Source organism: Pseudomonas sp. GM55 (assembly GCF_000282395.1).
In the GTDB taxonomy this organism is placed as follows: domain Bacteria; phylum Pseudomonadota; class Gammaproteobacteria; order Pseudomonadales; family Pseudomonadaceae; genus Aquipseudomonas; species Aquipseudomonas fluorescens_CC.
Genome location: NZ_AKJJ01000148.1, coordinates 19,884 through 41,275, shown reverse-complemented (window position 1 = coordinate 41,275; position 21,392 = coordinate 19,884). Strand labels below are relative to the sequence as shown.

Sequence of the window (21,392 nt, the reverse complement as noted above, 5' to 3'; positions counted from 1 at the left end):
CGGGCTTGCTCGCGAAGGCGTCGGCACATTCAGCTTTGATGTCGACTGACCCAACACTTTCGCCGGCAAGCCACGCTCCCACACGGGTCTTTTGGTGATCCAGAAATCCGGGCAGACCCCCATCTCCCGAATCACAGCCACGAAAAAGGGGACTTGCGTCCCCTTGCGGTGTTGCGTTGCGCAGCCCTAATCCATCAGTAGATGTCCTTCGACAACAACGTGAACGGCGTCTTCACCAGAATCTTCAGGTCCAGCCACAACGACCAGTTGTTGATGTACTTGAGGTCGATCTCGACACGCTTCTGCATCTTGTCGATGGTGTCCGTCTCGCCACGGCAACCGTTGATTTGCGCAAGGCCCGTAATGCCCGGTTTGATTCGATGGCGCGCCATGTAGGCGAGGATTTTCCCGGAATAGTAGTTGTTGTGCGCGACGGCGTGAGGGCGCGGGCCGACCAGCGCCATGTGTCCCTGCAGCACATTGAACAGTTGCGGCAGCTCGTCCAGCGAAGTGCGACGGATGAAGCGTCCGACGGCGGTGATACGCGAGTCGTTACGGCTGGCCTGCTTGACCTCGTGATCATCGTGCACACGCATGGAGCGGAACTTCCAGACCTGAATCACCTTGCCGTTCCAGCCATGGCGGTCCTGCTTGAAGAACACCGGGCCGGGCGAGTTGAGCTTTACGGCCAGTGCAATGACCAGCAAAACCGGACTCAGCAGGATAATGGCCAGCAGGGCCACACTTTTTTCCACCAGGCTTTTACTCAACGCAGCAGTGGGCCGGCTGGTCAGCGGACTTTCGTTCAAGTAGATCGCCGGCAGGCCGTCCACGACTTTCACCGAGTGATTGAGCAGCGTCAGGCTGTTCAAGTCCGGCACCCAGACCACGTCAACGTTGGCATCCAGCAAATCGACGTACATGGCTTCGATTTTTGCCGCTTCCGACAGGGGCAGAGTGATGTACAAACGACGAATGTCATGGGTTTTGATCAGGTCCAGCAGGCCCTCCTGGGCACCGACGATGCGCGGTGCGCCCGGCTCCAGGGAAGGAAGGGCACCATTGCTGACCAGCCCCACCAACGGCAGGTTTTCGATGTTGCTCAGCTTGTTCGCCAATCCCAGCGCCAGTTCACCGGTGCCGACGATCAGGGTTTTATGCTCGCTTTTACGTGACCGCTGGTAGAACTTCGAGAACGCATGCAGCGGTGCATAAAGCAACGCCTGACCGAGGAAGCCGTACACCGCCCAACCCAGGATGACTTGCCGGGAAAACAGCTCATCGGCCTTACAGATAAACGCGATGCAGGCCAGCGCTGCCATCGTCATGGACCAACCCATGAACAGGCGTCCCAGCCCTGTCAGATAATTGTCTCTTTTTCGGTACACGCCGCTAAACGTATAAGCCGGAACCGAGGCCAGTACGGCGAGCGTTGCGCACATGCGGTAATAGAACTCGACTGTTCCAGTGTGCTGTTCAGCAAGAATGAACAACAAGGAAACTACAAAACCCTGTGCCAGCGCCCATTGCCCCCAAAAGGTAAGTCCCTTGAGGCCGGTGTTTCGATTGATACTAAGAGTAAGATCCATACAATATCCCCAAAAGACGTCCATTCAGGTTTCGACAGTTGAAATCCGAGTTGTTAAGTAGGCTTATTGTTGTTGTTAGAGCGAGTGTCCTGAGGTAACAACGTCGATATGCCGAACTGTCGTCAGTCAATAGACTAAGTTATTGGTGGAGATGCTGTCTGACGAGTTCTAACAAGATGGCAAAGTGCCAACTATTAAAGTTTTAGAAAGGTCGAGCGTTAGAAAAGGTCGAGTCGAAGGAGGTGAATAATTAAGGAGGTGTTTGGTATTGTAGGGGGGTAAGAGGGGCTGGCTAACGCGGGGGTGGAACCAAACAGAGTGCTCTTTTTGTTTTTGTAATCGCACTGCTTTCTGTTTGTTTTATTCGCTTGGGGAGGCTTACACCACGATTTCCTGTATCAGGCAATAGCCACGATTTCTCACTGCACGAAACAGTCGTTCACCGTTACTGGCATTTTTGAATTTTTCTTGCAAACGACTCAGGCACATTTCCAGACCGCGATATTGTGCCGGCTCTCTGCCGATGCTGAGGATCAGTTCGTCACGACTTACGACACGCTCTTCATGGTTCAGCATTTTCTTTACCAGCGCGGCTTCCAATCCGGTCAGGCTGATCTCGACACCCTCTTTTACCAATACGCTTTGATCTTTGTCGAGTTGCCAGGCTTCGCTGCAAGGAGTGTCGCCCTCGATTGTTTGCGCAATATCGCTGGCTGCCACTGCTGTTGCCGGCATGCTGTGGAATGGATTAGCGGATTGTGCTGCCAGCCATTCTGATTCCAGGGTGGCCAATAATCGCTGCGTATCATGTTCGATACTGCGCGCGACGTTTTTCCTTGAAACGCTTGGGTAGGTGAAATCCATTAGCACTGGAGCGGAAGAGGGCGAAGCAACATCTTCAATAAACATTTGTGCCTGGGAGGTCCCAAACGAGTTGAAGCGCTCACTGGACAGAATGCTCTCAAGTTCGCGCTGCGACGTTGTGCTGTGGGTCACGACGACAAAGTATTTTCTTGGGAGGGTTGTACTGATTTCCATGTCTCTCTCCTGAGGTACACACCAAATTTGGCTAAAAGATGATCGGCAGGGGAGCAATGACTCCCTCGGAAATAATCGAAAGGCAGGGTCTGGGCCCAAATTTGGCCCTCGATAGGTTCCACTCGATCTGCTGCTATAGAATAAACTTTTATTTTTATGGTTCGATGTTGCTACGGTCATGGAAACAATAAATTGCCTTTGGTATCAAGTACAAAAAACGATGAATTCGAGATCTTTGTATCATTGAGGAAATCAACCGGCAGTTTGATATTAAAGTGCCGGTTTTTCTGTCGGTCGGGGGGTTGAAATCAACCCCCTCATCAAGCGGTATCCATGCCCGCGGATGCTCTGGATGGCGTTTGTGCCGTACATGTCCTTGATTTTTCCACGAAGACGACTGATCGATTTTTCCAGCGCCCGGGGGTCATAAAAATTGCTATTGAGCCCCATGATGTTGGCAATTTCATCGTGACTTAATATGTGGTTACTGGTCTGCGCAAAGGCTTCCAGAATCTTCATTTCTGCAAATGAGATGTCCAGCTTCTTGCTGGTACCCAGTAGACAAATACGGGTGGGGTCCAATATCAGATTGATATCTCTTTGCCATTCTTCACTGTTAAAGAATTCGGCAAGCAACTCGGAGCCTTCGTCGGACAGGGTATTGAATTTGATGCAGTAGTCGGCCCCCGCAAGATAGTACTTTATCTTGTTGTAGGCGCCTCGGCCCGTGATGACCGCACAAATGATGGGCTTCAAGTTGCCGGTGCGCAGGTTTTCTACTAGCGCGAGGCTTTCCTCGAGGGCCGGGGGGCTGTCGATGACGATGAAGATGGCGCGATACGAACCGGGGCGTTCATTCTTGTTGGATGAACTAGTGTACGAATTGGCCTCTAATGCCATATCGGTCCGCACATGCCTTGCGACTAGCGCTCTAAAATGTTCAGCCACGCCACGGGTACGACCCAGAGTGAGAACACCGGGTTCATCGTTTGTCTGGCGATGGCTTCTAGTCGCTAAGTTCCCTGTAAGCATCATGCATTGACTCGAAAAGGTGCTGACATCGGGATGTTAAAGCACCGGTTCTCATCTGTGACTGACAATTGGTAACATTTACGCGATTTTTAGACGTGGCTCCCGAGTTTTCTAACAATAACTAAGCTTTTCAAGCTTTTAGTTGATTTTCTGGGCTGCCTGAACTAGTGAAATGACGTCGTTAGATGGTGGCAATATGGAATTGTGCCACTATTTTGAATCGATGGCGATTTGTTTTTTATGTCCTTTTGCCACTGTTTGGCTATGTGTGTGCCATCATGCATCCAGGGTGGTAGTTCCAGTAGAAATACCAATAGTGTGAGAGCGGTCACATTTTATTGAATGGCGCGATTTTTTTCTACTGAGCATCTAAATATTTGCGCAAGGTGTTCGTAGGCGGACGATTAATAACATGGCTTGAGTGTGCCTTTTGATAAGACATATTCTCCCCGGCTACATCAGGTAATGGGTGTGGATGTTTCGATTGTTTTGCTTAAGTTGCTCAACATCTGAGTGCAGTTGACGGACCGCTCTCAACGATCGGTCTGATGGAGGATTAATGGATTTCTGGACTCTTCTCAAAGTGTTGATTTTAGGCGCGGTAGAGGGCCTGACTGAGTTTTTGCCCATCTCCAGTACGGGCCACCAGATTATTGTTGCAGACTTGTTGGCATTTGGCGGTGAACGCGCCATGGCGTTCAATATTATTATTCAGCTAGGCGCAATTCTTGCCGTTGTCTGGGAGTTTCGCCCGAAGATTGTAGAGATCGTCAAAGGACTGCCGACCCAACGCAATGCACAACGTTTCACGCTGAATTTGCTGATCGGTTTTCTTCCGGCAGTCGTTCTGGGTGTCTTGTTCGCCGACCAGATTCATCACTACCTGTTCAACCCGATCACCGTGGCAGTCGCATTGGTCGTGGGCGGTATTGTCATGCTGTGGGCGGAGCAGAGGGACCACGTGGTGCACGTCGACCATGTCGACGACATGCGCTGGCCGGATGCGCTGAAGGTAGGGTTCGCGCAATGCCTGGCGATGATACCCGGCACTTCCCGCTCCGGATCGACCATTATCGGCGGCTTGCTGTTTGGCCTGTCGCGCAAGGCCGCCACCGAGTACTCATTCTTCCTGGCGATGCCCACCATGGTCGGTGCGGCGGTGTATTCAGGCTACAAGTACCGGGGCCTGTTCCAGACCAGCGACCTGCCGGTTTTCGCCCTGGGCTTCGTCACCGCGTTCTTTTTCGCCATGATCGCCGTACGCGGCTTGCTCAAGTTCATTGCGAACCACAGTTATGCCGCCTTCGCGTGGTACCGGATCGTTTTCGGATTGCTGATCCTGGCAACCTGGGCATTCGGTTGGGTGAACTGGACGGCGGCGGCCGCAGGCTGACAGGTGAGCCAGGCGGATCAGACTGCCTGGCTGAAATGGCTGGAGTAGCCGGGCATCAACGCCCTTCAAGCAACCCGGCAGCCTGATCCAGCAACGCCAAAGGCTCTTTGGCCTTGTGGATATCCACCGACAACAACTGCCGGAACTTGCGCGCCCCCGGGAACCCGGTGCCCAGCCCCAGTACATGTCGGGTGATGTGGTGCATCGAACCACCGGCATCGATATGCGCCGCAATATAAGGCCGCAACTGCGCCAGCGCCTCGGCGCGGCTGATCACCGGTGCCGTGCTGCCAAACAGCTGTTGATCCACCTCGGCCATCACATAAGGGTTGTGATACGCCTCGCGGCCCAGCATCACGCCGTCGAATGTCTGTAAATGCTCGTGGCAGGCTTCCAGGGACTTGATCCCACCGTTGAGAATGATCTCCAGCTCCGGAAAGTCTGCCTTCAACCGTGCCGCCACGTCATAACGCAGGGGCGGAATGTCGCGGTTTTCCTTCGGCGACAACCCCTCCAGAATCGCAATCCGCGCGTGCACGGTAAAACTGGTGCACCCGGCATCCCGCACCGTGCCGACGAAATCACACAGCTCCTCGTAACTGTCCCGCCCGTTGATCCCGATCCGGTGCTTGACCGTCACCGGAATCGACACCGCATCACGCATCGCCTTCACACAATCGGCCACCAACTGCGGATGCCCCATCAGGCACGCGCCGATCATATTGTTCTGCACCCGATCGCTCGGGCAGCCGACATTCAGGTTCACCTCGTCGTAACCATGCTCCTGCGCCATTCGCGCACACGCGGCCAGGTCCAGCGGCACGCTACCGCCGAGTTGCAACGCCAGCGGGTGTTCGGCCTCGTCGTGCCGCAGGAAACGTTCGTGATCGCCGTTGAGCAGGGCGCCGGTGGTGACCATCTCGGTGTAGAGCAGGGCGTTTTTCGACAATAGACGCAGGAAAAAGCGGCAGTGGCGGTCGGTCCAATCCATCATGGGCGCGACGGAGAAACGGCGGGAGAGCGGGGCGGGTGTGGCGGTGGTTACGGACATGGGGGATCTGGAATCGGTGAGGCTGGGAGGTGGGGGAGTTTATCAGGAATGGGCTGATAGGGCGCAGACGAGTCTCGCTGCAATTGTTCAGGGCGTATGAGCAAAGGGTTGGGGTAATTTAGCAAAGCAAGCTATGAGTAAATAAATCCGTCCCCTTTATTCTTTATTCTTACTTTATTCTTCAGGAACAAGTGACGGTATTCGTCGCGACAGGAAAGACATCGGGATGAATACACAAGGGAAAAGGGAAGCAAGCAGCAACCAGATTTCTGGAGTGTGCATGATGAATAGTGGTTCCATTGCGACGACCTTGAAAAATTCGCGGAACCTCATCAGATATTGGCACAATGCCTCTACTAGAACTCTCTCGTTCTTGGCCAAAATCTCCTACATTCGATGCCGACCGAGGGAATCCTCTTCGTCGACACACATCCATCACAAATTGCTGTAACCCTCTCAAGGCAGCATGGTCGGCAATGGTTTTCGCCCGGCCGACTTGTAAACCACCCCTTATCCGCCCAGGATTTCCTGCTGTTACGCTGTGACCTCCACGGAGGAGTAGCGGTGCCAAACCCAGACCCAGACCTGCTTCCTCCCTGCTGTTCACGCTCAACGAAAACCAATTCGCTTTGGCGGCCACCATCATGGACCGTTCAAAGTGAGTGGAGAGGCGGGGGTTCTGCCGGCGTCGCCGAAAACGTGCGCTGCGCTCTGAAGTCAACCGATCGGATGAGGTGCTTATCAAGATGACGCTAACGGTACTCATGACGCCGGCGTGCTCCCAAACCACAGGTAAACCGCCTGATTCTACATATCAGGTGTAAACAGCAGTTTGCATGAGTGACTGTAAGCTGCCATCTACGGACTGTTGAAACCCTTTAGGTGTCACAGGGCCAGCATCTGTAGACTTACCGCTAGGGCAGCGATACCATGCGCGCATCGAAATTCACCGGTAACTGAATTGCGAAACTGGGGCTTTCATCGCTCGGCGTAACTCAGAATGGGTTTTTAGAAAACTTCCAAATGCTGGTGGAGTTGGTACTATCCAAGATGATGTGGCTATGTTGCATAGTCTGTCGCAGTGCATTTGAGATGGCACAAACACGCAGCTAGTTAAACTAACCCTAATCGGCCTAATTCCACATGATTTTTAGCTCATGGCAGTTCATTCTGCTTTTTCTACCAATCTCATTTTTTATCTATTTTTGGCTAAATCACCGACGCTTGATCACCGCAGGAAAGGTCTGGTTGGTTGCCGTGAGCCTGTTTTTCTATGCGTATTGGGATATCCAGTACCTACCTCTGATACTGGGTTCGATTTTTTTAAATTTCGCAATCGGTACAGGGCTTGCCCAAGCGCATGGGAAATCTCTTGGTGAGATAAAAAAGCCGCACCATGGGGTCAATAGAAAAGTAGTACTGACAACCGGCATTGCAGCCAATCTGATATTGCTAGGCTACTTCAAATATACTGATTTCCTGCTTGGCAACATCAATGTCGTCTTGGGCACAAGCTACACGCTGCCTCATATCTTGCTGCCACTAGCGATCAGCTTTTTTACCTTTACGCAAATCGTTTATCTGGTGGACAGCTATCGAGGAGAGACAGCGGAATATGACTTGCTGAATTATTCGCTGTTTGTGACATTTTTCCCGCATCTTATTGCCGGGCCGATCGTTCATCATCGACAGATAATGCCGCAGTTCGCCTCACGCTGGACACTGACCCAAAGATACCCAAATATTCTGAAGGGTTTATTCATCTTTTCGATCGGCCTCTTCAAGAAAGTTGTAATCGCAGACAGTTTTGCCGTCTGGGCAACGGCGGGATTTGATGGCGGTCAGGCACTTGGATTTTTCGCTGCCTGGGCAACAAGTCTGTCCTACACCTTTCAGCTTTACTTCGACTTCAGCGGGTATTGCGATATGGCGATTGGCGCGTCGTTACTATTCAATATCTGGCTGCCAATAAACTTTAACTCGCCCTACAAGGCGCTGGATATCCAGGATTTTTGGCGGCGCTGGCACATTACCCTCAGCAGTTTTCTTCGCGATTACCTTTACATCCCTTTGGGCGGAAATCGTTCTGGAAAATATCGCACCTATTTCAATCTCCTCGCCACATTCGTTCTTGGCGGCTTATGGCATGGTGCAACATGGATGTTTGTGATTTGGGGCGCCATGCATGGCGGCGCTCTTGTAGTCCATCGGTTCTGGACACGCTTCCGCAGCCCGATGCCACCAGTGCTCGCGTGGGTCGTGACCTTCATGTTCGTGAACTTCACATGGGTATTTTTTCGCGCCAAGACATTGGATGATGCCTTCCGCGTGCTGGATGGAATGATCGATTTTCGCTCCGCGTTTGGTCATACCATTGCTGCGACCCCAACATCAGACTTGGCCTGGGGTGGCTGGTTGTCTGACTTGGCTTTGAAAATAATGCCCGCAAGCCTCGTCGGGCAAATTCCCATTTATCTCGCAATTATCTTCGCTTTTGCGATCATAACCCAAAAGAATTCGATGGAAATGGCAAACGGGAACATGGAAAGGTGGAAGCTGATTTATGGCGTCGCCCTGCTCTCGGTAGCAATGTGCTTTACGCTGGCGGCTACTAGCTCAGTATTCCTTTACTTCAACTTTTGATTGCACTAATTATGAAACGTAGCATATTCGTTTTCTTGTTATCGGTTTTGCTGGTGCTGCTTGCAGTGCCAACAATCAACATAATTGTTGCGCCGAGTCGCGATGCAATCAACCTGAAGGAAAAGTCATTCCTTTACAACGTGGACTTCGTGTCCAGGTGGACGGCAACACTGCTCTATCCGCTTGGTATCAGCACAGACCCGAAGCAAGTGGTCGTTGGAAAAGATGGCTGGCTTTATCTAGGTGATATGTACCAGCAAACTCTATCCGATGACAGGCGCTCTGCAACGGAAAATGACACTCTCATTGGCAAGCAAATTGGAGCCGCTACCGAGGCTTGGGATGCTTACCTTGCCGGCAAGGGCGTAAAAGTCTTCCGAATCATGATTGGACCGAACAAAGGTACAATTTACCCAGAACACATGCCTTCCTGGGCCAAGCCGGCTTTGTCTAACCCTACTGATGCCCTGCTGGCAGAAACAGGAGGGGAACATTACATTGACCTCAGGCCGCCTTTGTTGGCTGCCAAGGAGACACAGGGCGCAGCTCTCTACTACAAAACGGATACGCACTGGAACGACCTGGGTGCCGGGATCGCATTCCGTGCCTTTGCCCAACAGGTTGGAAAAGCTGCCCCGGAACTTCAATGGCCATCAGAAAAGACGTATGAAATAGCTCGAGTCGATCCGCGAAAAGGAGGCGATTTGGCTAATTTTCTTCGACTCACAGCAAGCCTCACTGACTACGAGCCGATAACTCATGTATCCAGTCTATCCGTAGAAACAACAGAATCTGACTTCGATACCAAAAAAGTTCTTCGCCAAGGCGGTAACCCGGTGGTCGGCGCACCAATGACGCCAATTCTGGTCACGTCTGTGGGAGCGCTAAATAACAAAAAGGTTCTTTGGCTAAGAGATTCATTCGGAATATCGTTGTCTCCCTTGATGGCTGCAACGTTTAGCGAAGTACTTCAACTCCATTGGAGTGAGGCGATAAAGCCGGGCGGTCGTTTTTCTCAGCTTGTTGAAGAATTCAAGCCTGATTACGTTTTTGTAACTGTAGTTGAGCGTGCTTCGAGAACACCTTGGTTTGCTGCTTACCCTCCACTGGCCTTTTTTCCTAAGGGTAAAGATTTTCAGACGGTTCGGACTGTTGCACCCGTAAGGTCAAATCATCTGATACAGGGCCCGTCCGAGAGCGAATACCAAATCAGTGGAAATGACGCCTTTGTCGATTTTGCGCTCTTGGATTCCGCCACTCAGTCAAACGCGCAGTATCTCAATATCGGTCTTACTTGCGCTGACGGATCACCATCGGTTCCACTGCAAGTATTTTGGCTTGAAGATGGGCAACCAACCTACGACGAAGAGCACAGCGCAAGGTTCTCGATTCGCACAGGGCAAACTTTGATTGACCTTCGTACGATACCGAAATGGCGTTCCGTCGCTTCCATCAAGCGGGTTCGCGTGGATATTGATTCTGAAAGTTCTTGTACTCACTTCAAGCTGAACAACCCGAGTTTTGGTGTAAAAACCTCGTCCCTTTAAGAGATTATGCGATTACAGACTATGTCGATCCGCAAACCGGTGGGGGGAGAATATAGCCAGGTGCGCAAGGTTCCTGAACCATCGCTGTCACCTTGCAAAGTTTCATGATGCTTGGCGGAGGCGAGGCATAGCATGACCGCCAAAGGTCATGTCCCCCTCGCCTCAACCCACAGGAATCAAAAAATGATCGCAAACCTCGTCAAAGTCTCGCTGATCACCGGTGCTTTGTTGTTGAGCGCCTGTTCGGGTGTGAGCACCCATAGCAATTATTCGGTCGATTCCGTGCAGCCTGCCGGCTTTGGCCCGGGGCCTGCCAATAACTCCAACAAGATGAATTTCCATGGCAGTGCGCTGGGTAACAGTTTTGGCGAGTATGGTTCAGGATTGCTGCACGACGATTGACCGGTGGCGCAACGGTGGATTGATTTCCACCGTTGCGCTCTGGGTGAGACTCAGACGAGCCTCAAACCTTCAAAAGGATTCCAGCCTTGCGAGCCTTTTACCTGTTTCAGGTAGTAGGCGTAGTTGGCGCTCAATCCGTACATAACTGCACAGGCGATGTTCATACTGGTGTTGAAGGCCTTGGGTGCTTCTTCATAACCCAGCAGGGTGAAAATCAATGCCAGGACGAAGGATAGGGCAACGATGATCGCGATTATTGCCAGGTTCTTTTTCCACAGCCCAAGCACGAAAAAATAGATGGGCCCGAAAAAAAATGCGATGAAGTTCAGGTTGATCAGGATGCGCTTGCGCGCGGGCAACTGCTTGAACCCCGCTTTGAAATCGGGGCTTTTGGGGCTGCCGTATTTATCAAAGAAAGCGAAACGTTCTTGCCATTTCGGTTTGGCATTGTAGGTTTGCAAGTCATCCGTGCTGCTCATTGTCTGTCCTTTTTTTGAGGGTTTTGCTCGGTCGAGGCATCGACCGAATTATCGTTCGGTGCGCTTATCAACGCGTCTTGCATATGACCGGCCTGCTACCGGTGCGATAGCAGTTTCAAGCACATGAAGAGATTAAACAATCCATGACAAAGAGCCTTGGCATGCTGTTGTCGCGTCATGGGTTGCGGGAAAAACGATCAGACGGCGGTAACCCGCTTCAGTGGCAGGCATGCCGTTATTTGCCTTCAGGCACCGCCAGCCACTGCCGCAGAATCTTCTGGTAGTTGCCTGTCGCCTTGGCCAGGTGCAGCCACTGATCGACGTACAGCTTCCAGGTGATGTCGTCCCGGGGCAGCAGGTAGGCTTTTTCGCCGTATTGCATGTAGTGCGTGGGGTTGACCGCGCACAGGCCGGGTTTGAGCTTCTGCTGATACAGCGCCTCCGATGCGTCGGTGATCATCACGTCGGCTTTTTTATCCAGCAGTTCCTGAAAAATGCTGATGTTGTCGCGAAGCTGCAATTGCGCCTGGGGCAGGTAGGCGTGGACGAACGCTTCATTGGTGCCGCCGGCAGGTTCGACCAGGCGAACCAAGGGCTGGTTGATCTGTTCGACGGTCTGGTACCGCGCCTGGTCTTCGCAGCGTACCAGCGGGATTTTGCCATCGACGTCCAGGATGCTGCTGAAGAAGGCTTTTTTCTGCCGTTCCAGGGTGACCGAGATACCGCCCATGGCGATGTCGCACTTGCCGGCGAGCATGTCGGGCATCAGGGTTTTCCAGGTGGTGGGCACCCACTCGACCTTGACGCCAAGGCTTTCAGCCAGGGTGCGGGCCATGGCGATGTCGATGCCGGAATACTCGCCGTCCTCGGCTTTGAAGGTGTAGGGCTTGTAGTCGCCGGTGGTGCAAACGCGCAGTTGTCCCTGTTGCATGACGCTGTCCAGATGCGAAGGTTCTGCCTGGGCGCCAAGGGAGAGTGCGAGCAAGCCGCCGAGCATCATTGCTCTTTTGATTTTCGTCATTGTTATCGGACTTTTGTGCTGGAGTGGTTTTGAAGGGGGGGAGTGTAGTGAAACTTTCATCGGTGTGAAAAATCTACGCTCCCTGAAGATGGCTCATTCCACTTCCGGGCTCAACGTCCCCAGCCACGCCACTAACCCCACAATCAATACCGCCGCGGCCATTTCCACCACCACACTGCGCCGAAGTGCATGGGCCGCCACGCGATACTGGCCCTCCCGCAGCGACTGCTCCAGCAAGGGGCCAAGATGAAAGCGGTTCAGCGCCGCCAACGCCAGCATCCCGGTAAACAGCAGTACTTTGATCGCCAGCAGAATTCCGTACTGACTGAGTAGAACTTCATCGAGCTTCGGCCCGACGATGTACAGGTAGTTCACTAAGCCCGTCACAGTGATGATCACAACGATCAGCGCACCGACAAGTTCGAAGCGCTTGACCGCACCGGCTAGCAAGCGAATGTGTGCTTCGGTTTGCAGGGCCCGGGGTTGAGCCATCAGGGCAAACGCGAGCAATGCGCCGAGCCAGACGCCCGCCACCAGCAGGTGCAGGATGTCTGCCGTAAAGTGCCAGTAGCGGCGACTGCCTTCGTCCATGGCGCCATGCCCGCTCCAGGCCAGGCTGGCGAGGGCGATGCTGCCGGCCGTGGTGGCGATCACCAGGCTGATGCCGGGGGCGCGTGAGTTGAATATCAACGCCAGCCCCACGAGCGCTAACGCAATCATCCGCACGGCCCAGGCCAACCCGACGTCTGTCTCGAACAGCATCATCTCGATGTGAGGGCGCAACTCGGCAACGTCTGATTCGCCGCTCATGGTGCTGGCCATCAGCACCATGCCGGCGCTCGACAACAATGCCCCGAGTCCGGCAAAACCCGCCAACAATCCGCGAAAGGGCAGCACGGTCCCCGAACGGCGCTCCCGTCCTTTGAGGCTATACAGCCCGAACAGCGCCACGCCAAACAACAGCATCAAATCCACATACAACACAAACCGCAGCACGACGTTGGCCGAGTCGTTCATCGATCATTTCACTTTGAACGTGACGTTGCCGGTGATCGGGTGGGTGTCCGCCGACACCGCGCGCCATTCGACCTTGTAAGTGCCCGCAGTCAAGGGTGTTGTCGGGGTGATGAACATGGCCTTCGGATCACTGCCGCCGCTGACTTTGGCCTTGACCGGCATCGGGGCGTGGGCCATGCCGGGCATTTCGGTCATCAGCAGTTTTGCGCCGGAAAACTGGGTGACGAGGTTTTCGGAAAAGTGCAGTTCGATCTTGTCGGGTGATGCACCTTCGACGCCTTCCGCCGGGGTGGAGGAGAGTAGTTTGGGATGCGCTTGAGCGAGGTTGCTCATGAGCAGGCCAGTGATCAGCGCGATGGCGACGGTGGTGGGTTTGATGAGGCGCATGCAAGGTCCTTTACCGCTTGAAGCGGTTGTTATTGGTTTGAGGTGAATCTGTTCAGAACCACAGCCGAATGCCGAGCACGAGGCGTGCTTCGCTGCGGTCCTTGCCTTCGTCGTTGGCAAAATCGGCGGTGTTGCCGTAGGTGCGGTTCCAGGTCACGCCGAGGTAGGGCGCGAATTCCCGGCGGATTTCGTAGCGCAGGCGCAAGCCAGCCTCGGTGTTGGACAGCCCCGCGCCGATGCCCCGTTGCGGATCGTTTTTGCCGTAGGCGTTGAGCTCGACGGTCGGCTGCAGGATCAGCCGGTTGGTCAGCAGGATGTCGTAGTCGCCTTCCAGCCGCACGGCGCTTTGGCCGCCTTCGCCAATGAAGGCTGTGGCTTCGGCTTCGAAGTTGTACAGCGCCATGCCTTGTACGCCGAGCGCGGCCCAGGTCTGTGGGGCGCCGGGTTTGAAGTCCTGGCGCACGCCGCTGACGACGTCCCACCATGGGGAAATGGCGTGGCCCCACAGGGCCTGGATTTCCGCGTCTTCGGTCACGCCGTTGCTGCGCTCGCCTTCGGAGCGCAGCCACAGGCGATCAATGTCGCCGCCGATCCAGCCCGACAGGTCCCAGGCCAGGGTGCTGCCGTCATCGGCGTCCTGCCATTCCAGTTTGTCGGCGAGGAAAAACGAATTGAGTGTGTTGTCGTGCACATGGTGACCGGCGGGATCGACATACACCGCAGCGCGATCGGCATCGGTCAGCACCGGGATCGGCGTGCGGCTTTCGCTGGGGGCGGCGGGCTGCATCTGGCCCTCGTCCATGCTTTGCATCTGACCGTGGTCCATCTGGCCATGATCCATGCCTTGCATCTGGCTGTGGCCCATCTGGCTGTGATCCATGCCTTGCATGTCATCGCTGGCGGCCATCGCCGTCGAGGTCGCGAGTGCGAAAAAAACCGGGGTGAATCGAATCATGGGGTGCGCCTCATTCTTCCACGCGAACTTCACGGAACATGCCCATTTCCATGTGGTACAGGAGATGGCAGTGATAGGCCCAGCGGCCGAGCGCGTCGGCAGTGACCCGATAGCTGCGCCGGGAGCCCGGTGGCATGTCGATGGTGTGTTTGCGCACCATGAACTGGCCGTTCTCGTCTTCGAGATCGCTCCACAGGCCGTGCAGGTGGATGGGGTGCATCATCATCGTGTCGTTGACCAGCACGATCCGCAGTCGCTCGCCGTACTTGAGGCGCAGGGGCTCTGCATCGGAGAACTTCACGCCGTTGAACGACCAGGCGAATTTTTCCATGTGTCCGGTCAGGTGCAGCTCAAGGGTGCGGCCAGGGTCGCGGCCGTCCGGGTCTTCGAAGGTGCTGCGCAGGTCGGAATAGGTGAGCACGCGGCGACCGTTGTTGCGCAGGCCCATGCCGGGGTCGTCGAGTTTCGGTGAGGTGGACATGGCTTGCATGTCCACCAGCGGGTTGTCGGTTTCCGAGGCCGGGTGGGCCTGCATGCCGGGCATGTCGCCCATGGCCATGTTGCTGTGATCCATGCCCGCCATGCTGCCGTGGTCCATGCCGCCCATGCCCATGTCATCCATGGTCACCAGGGGGCGCGGGTCCAGTGGCGGCAGCGGCGCAACCAGCCCGGTCTTCACCGCGAGGGTGCCCCGGGCGTATCCGGTGCGATCCATCGCCTGGGCGAACAGGGTGTAGGCCGCTTCGGTCGGCTCGACGATAACGTCAAAGGTTTCCGCCACGGCAATGCGAAACTCGTCGACGCTCACCGGTTTGACGTGCAGGCCATCGGCGGCGACCACAGTCATTTTCAGGCCGGGGATGCGCACGTCGAAGTAGGTCATGGCCGAGCCGTTGATGAAGCGCAGCCGCAGCTTTTCCCCCGGGCGGAACACCCCGGTCCAGTTCGAGTCCGGCGCCTGGCCGTTCAACAGGTAGGTGTAAGTGGCGCCACCGACGTCCGCCAGGTCGGTGGGGTTCATCTTCATCTCGGCCCACATTTTGCGATCGGCGACGGTCGACCCCCAGCCTTTATCGCTGACGTCGTGGATGAAGTCGCCCACGGTGCGTTTGTTGAAGTTGTAGTAATCGGACTGTTTTTTCAGGGTCTTCATCAGGCCGACCGGGTCTTCGTCGGTCCAGTCGCTGAGCATCACCACGTAGTCGCGGTCGTACTGGAACGGCTCCGGGTCTTTGGCGTCGATCACCAGCGGGCCGTAGACGCCGGATTGTTCTTGAAACCCCGAATGGCTGTGATACCAGTAGGTGCCGTTCTGGCGCACGGTGAACTGGTAGACGTACAGGCCGCCGGGCTCGATGCCCTTGAAACTCAGCCCCGGCACGCCGTCCATGTTGGCCGGCAGCAGGATGCCGTGCCAGTGAATTGACGTGCTGTCCTTGAGCTTGTTGCGCACCCGCAGCGTCACCGTATCGCCTTCACGCCAGCGCAACAGCGGGCCGGGAATGCCGCCGTTGATAGTCTTTGCGGTGCGTGGGCTGCCGCTGAAGTTGACCGGGGATTCGCCGATGAACAGGTCGAAATCATTACCGGCCAACACCTGTGGTTCACCGGGACTGCTGATCGCCCAGACCGGCGTGCGCCATAACCCGAGGCCGCCGAAGAGCCCGCCGATGGCCAGCCCTTTGACGAAAGTGCGTCTTGAAGTGTGGGAGTGCATGCCGTGTGTTCCGCCCGTCAGCCTGTTGAACTTGTCGACGAGGCTAGCGGGCGGTGCCTTTCAGCAGGCTGAGGCGAAGATTACAGTTTTGACAGGTTGGGCGTCGCTTACCGGCGTGAAGTGGACTTTTCCCTTGAGGCCACCGTGTCGCCGCCGCAATTGATGTAGGAAGACGACTTCAACCAGCGTTGGTCCGGGTAGTAGGAAAACAACAACTGCCCGTCCTTCATCGAGTCGATCAGCCGATGGGCAATCGCCGGTCTCACGGCCGGGCAACCCAGGCTGCGGCCGATCCGGCCGTTGGCGCGGGCCAGTACCGGGCTGACATAGGGCGCGCCGTGAATGACGATGGCCCGGTCATAGGCGTTATCGTTGAAGCCGGGCTCCAGGCCTTCCATGCGCAGCGAGTAACCGTTCTGGCCGAGGTAGCTCTCCTGGGTGCGGAACAGGCCGAGGCTGGTGGCGTGGCTTTCGTTGCGGTTGGAGAACAGCGTCGCCATGTTTTCGCCGCTGTTGCGGCCATGGGCGACCAGTTCGTGAAACAGCAACTTGCGTCGTTTAAGGTCGAAGACCCACAGGCGTTGTTCGGTCGAGGGCAGGGAGTAATCGATCACCGCCAGTCTTTGGGCGGGGGCGACACCTTGGGCGCGGCTGCATTGAGTGGCGCGAACGGCCAGGGCAATCACTTTGGCGTCGGCGCCGGGTGCTGCTTTGACCAGCGCGTTTTCAAGCGAATCGGCGTAGGCTGACGTTACTGAAAGGCACGTCAGTAAAATGGCAAATAAAAGGCCAAAGCGGTTTAGCGCCATAGTCGGGTCTCATCATGATAATTTCGAGTCTAGCAGCGAGCGGAAAACTAGCCGTTTGAAACGGGGGATTAAGGATTATCCATGGTGCAATTAACAAGGTCATTCGTCATAAGCCGCATGTTTTTTATGGGCTTTCTGATCAGCGGTGCGGCGATTGGGCAAACTTCGCCGATTGAGCCGGTATCTGCGGCGAGCAGCACAATCGATGCCGCTGCGCCCGACGACACGGTCGGCCAGGCGATTCAGGCGACGCTGGAACCGCTGCGTTCGGCCTTTCCGCCGTTGCTCACGTCCAGGCGCCATCAGCGTGTGGATGTCAGCCGGGTGGTGCTGGATTTCTATATGCATCGCAGCTATCGCGCGGCGTGGACGGATGACCGTGATGTGGCCCAGTTACTCAAGAGCCTCGAAGACACCCGGATCGACGGCCTGAATCCCGCGGATTTTCGCATCTCCGAACTGGCCCAGGCCCATGAATCGCTGGTAGCGGCCATGCCTTCCACGGCGCAACTGGCGACGTTCGACATGGCGGCCACCCGCACGTTCATCACCGCACTGCTGCAACTGCGGCGGGGCAAGGTCGATCCGTCGCGGCTGGACATTCACTGGAATTTCGACCCAGCCGGCGGCGATGCCCGCGAGGACATGAACAAGCTGTTTGCCGCCCTTGATGCCCATGACGTGGCGCGTGCATTCGCCGAGGCGCCTCCTCAGGAAGAGATTTACCGCAACTTGCGTGAAGGCCTGGCCCGGTTGCGCCAGGTCCGTGATGCGGGCGGCTGGCCGAAAGTCACCGAAGGGCAATCGCTCAAGCCCGGCATGGACGGGGTGGCGGTCGCCCAATTGCGTGCGCGTCTGGTGGCGGGCGGTTACCTGAATCCGCACCTGTCGAAAAAAGCCGGTTACGACGACAAGGTCATTGCCGCGGTGAAGAAGTACCAGACCGAGCAATACCTGGGGGCCGATGGCGTGGCAGGGGCGGCGACACTGGCGGCACTGAACGTGCCGGTCGAGGCGCGGATCGATCAGGTGCGGGTCAACATGGAGCGCGCCCGCTGGCTGTTGTACAAGCTTCAGGGCACGTTCGTGATCGTCGATATCGCCGGATACAAGGTGGCGATGTACCGCGACGGTCTGCCGATCTGGCGTTCCCGGGTGCAAGTCGGTAAGCCGGTGCGCAGTACGCCGGTGTTCCAGGCCGAAATCACCTACATCACGTTCAACCCGACCTGGACCGTGCCGCCGACCATCCTCAAGCAGGACGTGATTCCGAAAGTCCAGAACGATCCGGGTTATCTGGCGGCCAACCGGATTCGTGTGCTTGATCGCGAAGGCAATGAGCTCGATCCGTCGAGCGTTGACTGGAGCAACCCGCGAGGCATTCACCTGCGTCAGGATGCCGGGCCCGACAGTTCGCTGGGGCAGGTGGCGATCCGCTTCCCCAACGACTATGCGATTTACCTGCATGACACGCCGCACCGCGAGCTGTTTGCCAAAACGGTTCGGGCCACCAGTTCAGGCTGCATCCGCGTGGAAAACCCGTTGCAACTGGTCGAGTTGTTGTTCAACGACCCGGTGCGCTGGAACAGTGCCGGGATTCAAAAACAGTTGGCCAATGGCAGGACCGAGAACATCCCGCTACCGGTGAAAGTGCCGGTGCTGTTGGCTTATTGGACCGTGGACCTGAGCAATGACGGGCGGGTGACGTTCAAGCCCGACATTTATGATTTCGATGCCAGGGTGCTGCAGGGCTTGAGTCAGCCTGTGAAGTTGCCGGCTCTGGACTTGCGTCGTGCAGAGATACCGCTGGTGGTGACGGGGCAGAACAAGTTGTAGGAGCGAGCTTGCTCGCGATGGTCGTTAACGATACCGCGTGTTTACTGGCTAAACGCAGCGCCTTTGAGTCCATCGCGAGCAAGCTCGCTCCTACAGTATTAGCGTTAGCCCATAGCCGATCGGCAATCACCCTAAAGCGCCAACCCTCGTTGCACCACTGCCAGCAGGTCGGTTTCCGTCAGCGCCACCGCGTCCAGCTGCACTGTGGCCTGCTCGATCGTTTGTAGCCACCAGTGTGTTTCACCGTGTTCGTCCACGGTGCGCAACAGGGCGAACTCGTCGGTTTGTGAGTGAATTTCGACCCGCCCCTCGCCATCGGTTGTGAAGCGTGCAACCGGGTCAAAGGTGAGGCTGTGGGCGTTGCCGGAGATGACCAACTGGTCGATGGCATAAGCGTAAGAGTCGCCATTGGGGTGACTTTCAAACACGTGGGTGGGGTTGCGCCGCAGGGCCAGGCCAACTTCGGTCAAGGGCTGCAGCCAGGCCTCTATCCGTTGATACAGTTCGTAGACCTGGCCCGGCCAGGCATCGATCGCCTGGTCCGTGCTGGCAAGCCGTGTCTGTTTCAATTTTGCCGCGAGCTCGTCTGCCTTGCTCATGTCGATTCCCTGTATTGAGGTCAGTCTAATCTTAGCTCGTTGCGGCGCAGGCAGCGCTGCCCTGGATCATGTTTGCGGCACCACCGGGCAAGTGTGACCACTGGGCACGTGATCACCCATTTATCATGGATAACCCCGTAAACTACGCCCCACAAAGACTGAGGGCTTTGGGTCGTTGCCCATGCCTTGCCCCCCGACAGGATGAACTTTTGCCCACACGCTTCAACGACCCGGACCACGCCCCAGGCGTCGCATTGAAACGCATACCGTTGCGCAAGGCCGCGGTATTGTTCATTGCCACGGTGTGCCTGTGCCTGTGCGGTTTGCTCTACCTGCAACTGGAACAGTCCCGTCGCCATGATCTGAGCTTGGCGCAAGTGGCGTCTTCGAACCTGACGCGGGCCATGGCGCAGCAAGCCGAAGACACCTTCATGAAAGCCGACCTGGTGCTGACCAGCCTGGTGGACTGGATTCAGGTCGACGGTTTCGGCCCGGACCAGCGACCGCGCTTGCAGCAGACCTTCGCCCGGCGAGTGCTGGCGCTGGATCAATTGCACGGCATCCTGCTGTTCGACCAGAAGGGCCAGTGGGTGGTGACCTCGTTTGAAAATCTGCCCCGGGGGGCCGGGGTCGCGGATCGCGAGTACTTCAAGTATCACCAGCAGAACGTATCGTCGGTGGCGCATATCGGCCCGGCCATCCGCAGTCGGGAAAACGGCGAGTGGATCATTCCGATTTCCAAACGGGTCAACGACAGGAACGGGCACTTCCAGGGCGTATTGCTGGCTGGCATCAAGATGTCGTACTTCGACCAGTTCTTCAAAAGCTTCAGCCTCGACGACAACGGCTCGATGTTTCTCGGCTTGACCGATGGCACGTTGTTGGCGCGTCGACCTTTTGTAGAGGCGCAGATCGGCACGTCGCTGGCCCAGAGCGAGATTTTCCAGAAGTCCCTGCCACTGGCCACCTCCGGCAATGCGGTGTTCACGTCCATCATCGATGGCGTGACACGCCTGTACGGTTACCGACAGCTGGAGGCGTATCCGCTGGTGGTCACCGCTGCGTCGTCCACGGAATCCATTCTCGCGGGTTGGTACGACACGGCGTTTCGCTCCAGTCTCATCGTTGCCCTGGTGTTAGTGGGCGTGGGGTTGTTCGGTTGGGTGTTCATTCATCAGGTGCGTGTGGGCGAGCGGGTCGAGTCGGATTTGCGCAGGGCCCAGGAGGCGCTTGAGCTGATCGCCACCCACGACAGCCTGACCGGGCTGGCCAACCGCCGCTTGTTCGAGCGGGCGCTGGACATCGAGTTCGGGCGCGGCGCCCGGCAGGCGAGCCCCTTGAGCCTGATCATGCTCGATATCGATTACTTCAAGCGCTACAACGACACCTACGGTCACGTGGTGGGGGATCACTGCCTGGCCGAAGTGGCACGCGCGCTGAAGAATTGCTGCCACCGCAAGGCCGATCTGGCGGTGCGTTACGGCGGAGAAGAGTTTGCGGTGCTGCTGCCCGACACCGACATCCACGGTGCCATGACGATTGCCGAGCAGATCCGCCGCAGCGTCATCGACAAGAGCATCAGTCACACTGGCTCGCCCAACGGTTACGTGACGGTCAGTCTGGGTTGCTATTCGTTTGTGCCGTCGGGGCGTGACAGCATGGACGTGTTTGTCCAACGGGCGGACGCGGCGTTGTATCAAGCCAAGCATTCGGGGCGAAACCGTGTGGCAACGTTGTCGATGGCCAGCGGTGTCGAGGCGTTGATGCGTTCCGATCGTTGAAGTGTTCTTCCTGCCGGTTGTCCGTCTCACTAGCCAGGCCGAATTGATCGTCTAGAGTTTCGTAAGTTCTGTCGAGCCCGGCAGACTTCCCTTCGC

Annotated in this window: 18 protein-coding genes; 6 read left to right on the top strand and 12 right to left on the bottom strand. The window is 56.2% G+C overall.

The genetic code is table 11. From position 1 onward, the window contains the following. Positions 1 to 194: 194 nt before the first annotated feature. The 3 genes from PMI31_RS28395 to PMI31_RS28385 all read right to left on the bottom strand — a co-directional run bounded on the left by PMI31_RS28395 (position 195) and on the right by PMI31_RS28385 (position 3,662). A complete protein-coding gene (locus tag PMI31_RS28395; protein ID WP_008023430.1) occupies positions 195 to 1,589 on the bottom strand; it encodes an undecaprenyl-phosphate glucose phosphotransferase in 1,395 nt (464 codons plus the stop codon). Between the two features lie 378 nt (positions 1,590 to 1,967). Further along, entirely contained in the window at positions 1,968 to 2,627 is a 660-nt protein-coding gene (locus PMI31_RS28390) for a helix-turn-helix domain-containing protein (RefSeq protein WP_008023429.1), read from the bottom strand. Positions 2,628 to 2,897: 270 nt separating this feature from the next. After that, positions 2,898 to 3,662 carry a winged helix-turn-helix transcriptional regulator gene (locus PMI31_RS28385; protein WP_043302722.1) on the bottom strand — a complete coding sequence of 255 codons (765 nt, stop codon included), beginning with the start codon at positions 3,660 to 3,662 and terminating at the stop codon, positions 2,898 to 2,900. A 556-nt stretch (positions 3,663 to 4,218) separates the two neighbouring features. Here PMI31_RS28385 and PMI31_RS28380 point away from each other — a divergent pair. After that, positions 4,219 to 5,052: an undecaprenyl-diphosphate phosphatase gene (locus PMI31_RS28380; RefSeq protein WP_008023425.1), complete on the top strand. Its 834-nt coding sequence runs from the start codon at positions 4,219 to 4,221 to the stop codon at positions 5,050 to 5,052. A gap of 55 nt (positions 5,053 to 5,107) precedes the next feature. Here the strand turns inward: PMI31_RS28380 and dusA are convergent, their stop codons facing one another. After that, complete coding sequence (gene dusA, locus PMI31_RS28375) at positions 5,108 to 6,103, bottom strand: tRNA dihydrouridine(20/20a) synthase DusA (RefSeq protein WP_008023424.1); 996 nt, start codon at positions 6,101 to 6,103, stop codon at positions 5,108 to 5,110. A gap of 1,257 nt (positions 6,104 to 7,360) precedes the next feature. Here dusA and PMI31_RS28370 point away from each other — a divergent pair. The 3 genes from PMI31_RS28370 to PMI31_RS28360 all read left to right on the top strand — a co-directional run bounded on the left by PMI31_RS28370 (position 7,361) and on the right by PMI31_RS28360 (position 10,695). Beyond that, the gene (locus PMI31_RS28370) at positions 7,361 to 8,746 is read left to right on the top strand and encodes an MBOAT family O-acyltransferase (RefSeq protein ID WP_238539324.1); all 1,386 of its coding nucleotides are present in this window, start codon (positions 7,361 to 7,363) and stop codon (positions 8,744 to 8,746) included. An 11-nt stretch (positions 8,747 to 8,757) separates the two neighbouring features. Beyond that, the gene (locus tag PMI31_RS28365; RefSeq protein WP_008023416.1) at positions 8,758 to 10,293 is read left to right on the top strand and encodes an alginate O-acetyltransferase AlgX-related protein; all 1,536 of its coding nucleotides are present in this window, start codon (positions 8,758 to 8,760) and stop codon (positions 10,291 to 10,293) included. 183 nt (positions 10,294 to 10,476) lie between these two features. Beyond that, positions 10,477 to 10,695 carry a hypothetical protein gene (locus tag PMI31_RS28360; RefSeq protein WP_043302720.1) on the top strand — a complete coding sequence of 73 codons (219 nt, stop codon included), beginning with the start codon at positions 10,477 to 10,479 and terminating at the stop codon, positions 10,693 to 10,695. A gap of 50 nt (positions 10,696 to 10,745) precedes the next feature. Here PMI31_RS28360 and PMI31_RS28355 read toward each other — a convergent pair whose 3' ends face one another. From PMI31_RS28355 to PMI31_RS28325, 7 genes are all read right to left on the bottom strand, one after another. Then, a complete protein-coding gene (locus tag PMI31_RS28355; RefSeq protein WP_008023412.1) occupies positions 10,746 to 11,174 on the bottom strand; it encodes a DUF2628 domain-containing protein in 429 nt (142 codons plus the stop codon). Positions 11,175 to 11,409: 235 nt separating this feature from the next. Continuing rightward, complete coding sequence (locus PMI31_RS28350) at positions 11,410 to 12,171, bottom strand: transporter substrate-binding domain-containing protein (protein ID WP_008023410.1); 762 nt, start codon at positions 12,169 to 12,171, stop codon at positions 11,410 to 11,412. A gap of 117 nt (positions 12,172 to 12,288) precedes the next feature. Further along, positions 12,289 to 13,212 carry a copper homeostasis membrane protein CopD gene (gene copD / locus PMI31_RS28345; protein WP_008023409.1) on the bottom strand — a complete coding sequence of 308 codons (924 nt, stop codon included), beginning with the start codon at positions 13,210 to 13,212 and terminating at the stop codon, positions 12,289 to 12,291. 3 nt (positions 13,213 to 13,215) lie between these two features. Next, a complete protein-coding gene (gene copC / locus PMI31_RS28340; RefSeq protein WP_008023406.1) occupies positions 13,216 to 13,599 on the bottom strand; it encodes a copper homeostasis periplasmic binding protein CopC in 384 nt (127 codons plus the stop codon). A 52-nt stretch (positions 13,600 to 13,651) separates the two neighbouring features. Then, positions 13,652 to 14,554: a copper resistance protein B gene (locus tag PMI31_RS28335; protein WP_008023404.1), complete on the bottom strand. Its 903-nt coding sequence runs from the start codon at positions 14,552 to 14,554 to the stop codon at positions 13,652 to 13,654. A 10-nt stretch (positions 14,555 to 14,564) separates the two neighbouring features. Then, a complete protein-coding gene (locus tag PMI31_RS28330) occupies positions 14,565 to 16,271 on the bottom strand; it encodes a copper resistance system multicopper oxidase (protein WP_008023402.1) in 1,707 nt (568 codons plus the stop codon). Between the two features lie 107 nt (positions 16,272 to 16,378). Further along, positions 16,379 to 17,080 (bottom strand): murein L,D-transpeptidase catalytic domain family protein, encoded by a 702-nt coding sequence (locus tag PMI31_RS28325; protein ID WP_008023399.1) that lies wholly within the window; start codon positions 17,078 to 17,080, stop codon positions 16,379 to 16,381. An 81-nt stretch (positions 17,081 to 17,161) separates the two neighbouring features. Between PMI31_RS28325 and PMI31_RS28320 the strand changes: the two genes are divergently transcribed. Then, the gene (locus PMI31_RS28320; RefSeq protein ID WP_008023398.1) at positions 17,162 to 18,916 is read left to right on the top strand and encodes a L,D-transpeptidase family protein; all 1,755 of its coding nucleotides are present in this window, start codon (positions 17,162 to 17,164) and stop codon (positions 18,914 to 18,916) included. Between the two features lie 131 nt (positions 18,917 to 19,047). On the opposite strand, the gene PMI31_RS28315 is transcribed toward PMI31_RS28320, so the two are convergent. Continuing rightward, positions 19,048 to 19,515, bottom strand: coding sequence for a hypothetical protein (locus tag PMI31_RS28315; protein WP_008023394.1), 468 nt, complete (start codon positions 19,513 to 19,515; stop codon positions 19,048 to 19,050). Positions 19,516 to 19,724: 209 nt separating this feature from the next. Between PMI31_RS28315 and PMI31_RS28310 the strand changes: the two genes are divergently transcribed. Next, positions 19,725 to 21,296 (top strand): sensor domain-containing diguanylate cyclase, encoded by a 1,572-nt coding sequence (locus tag PMI31_RS28310; RefSeq protein WP_008023392.1) that lies wholly within the window; start codon positions 19,725 to 19,727, stop codon positions 21,294 to 21,296. The last annotated feature ends 96 nt before the right edge of the window (positions 21,297 to 21,392 follow it).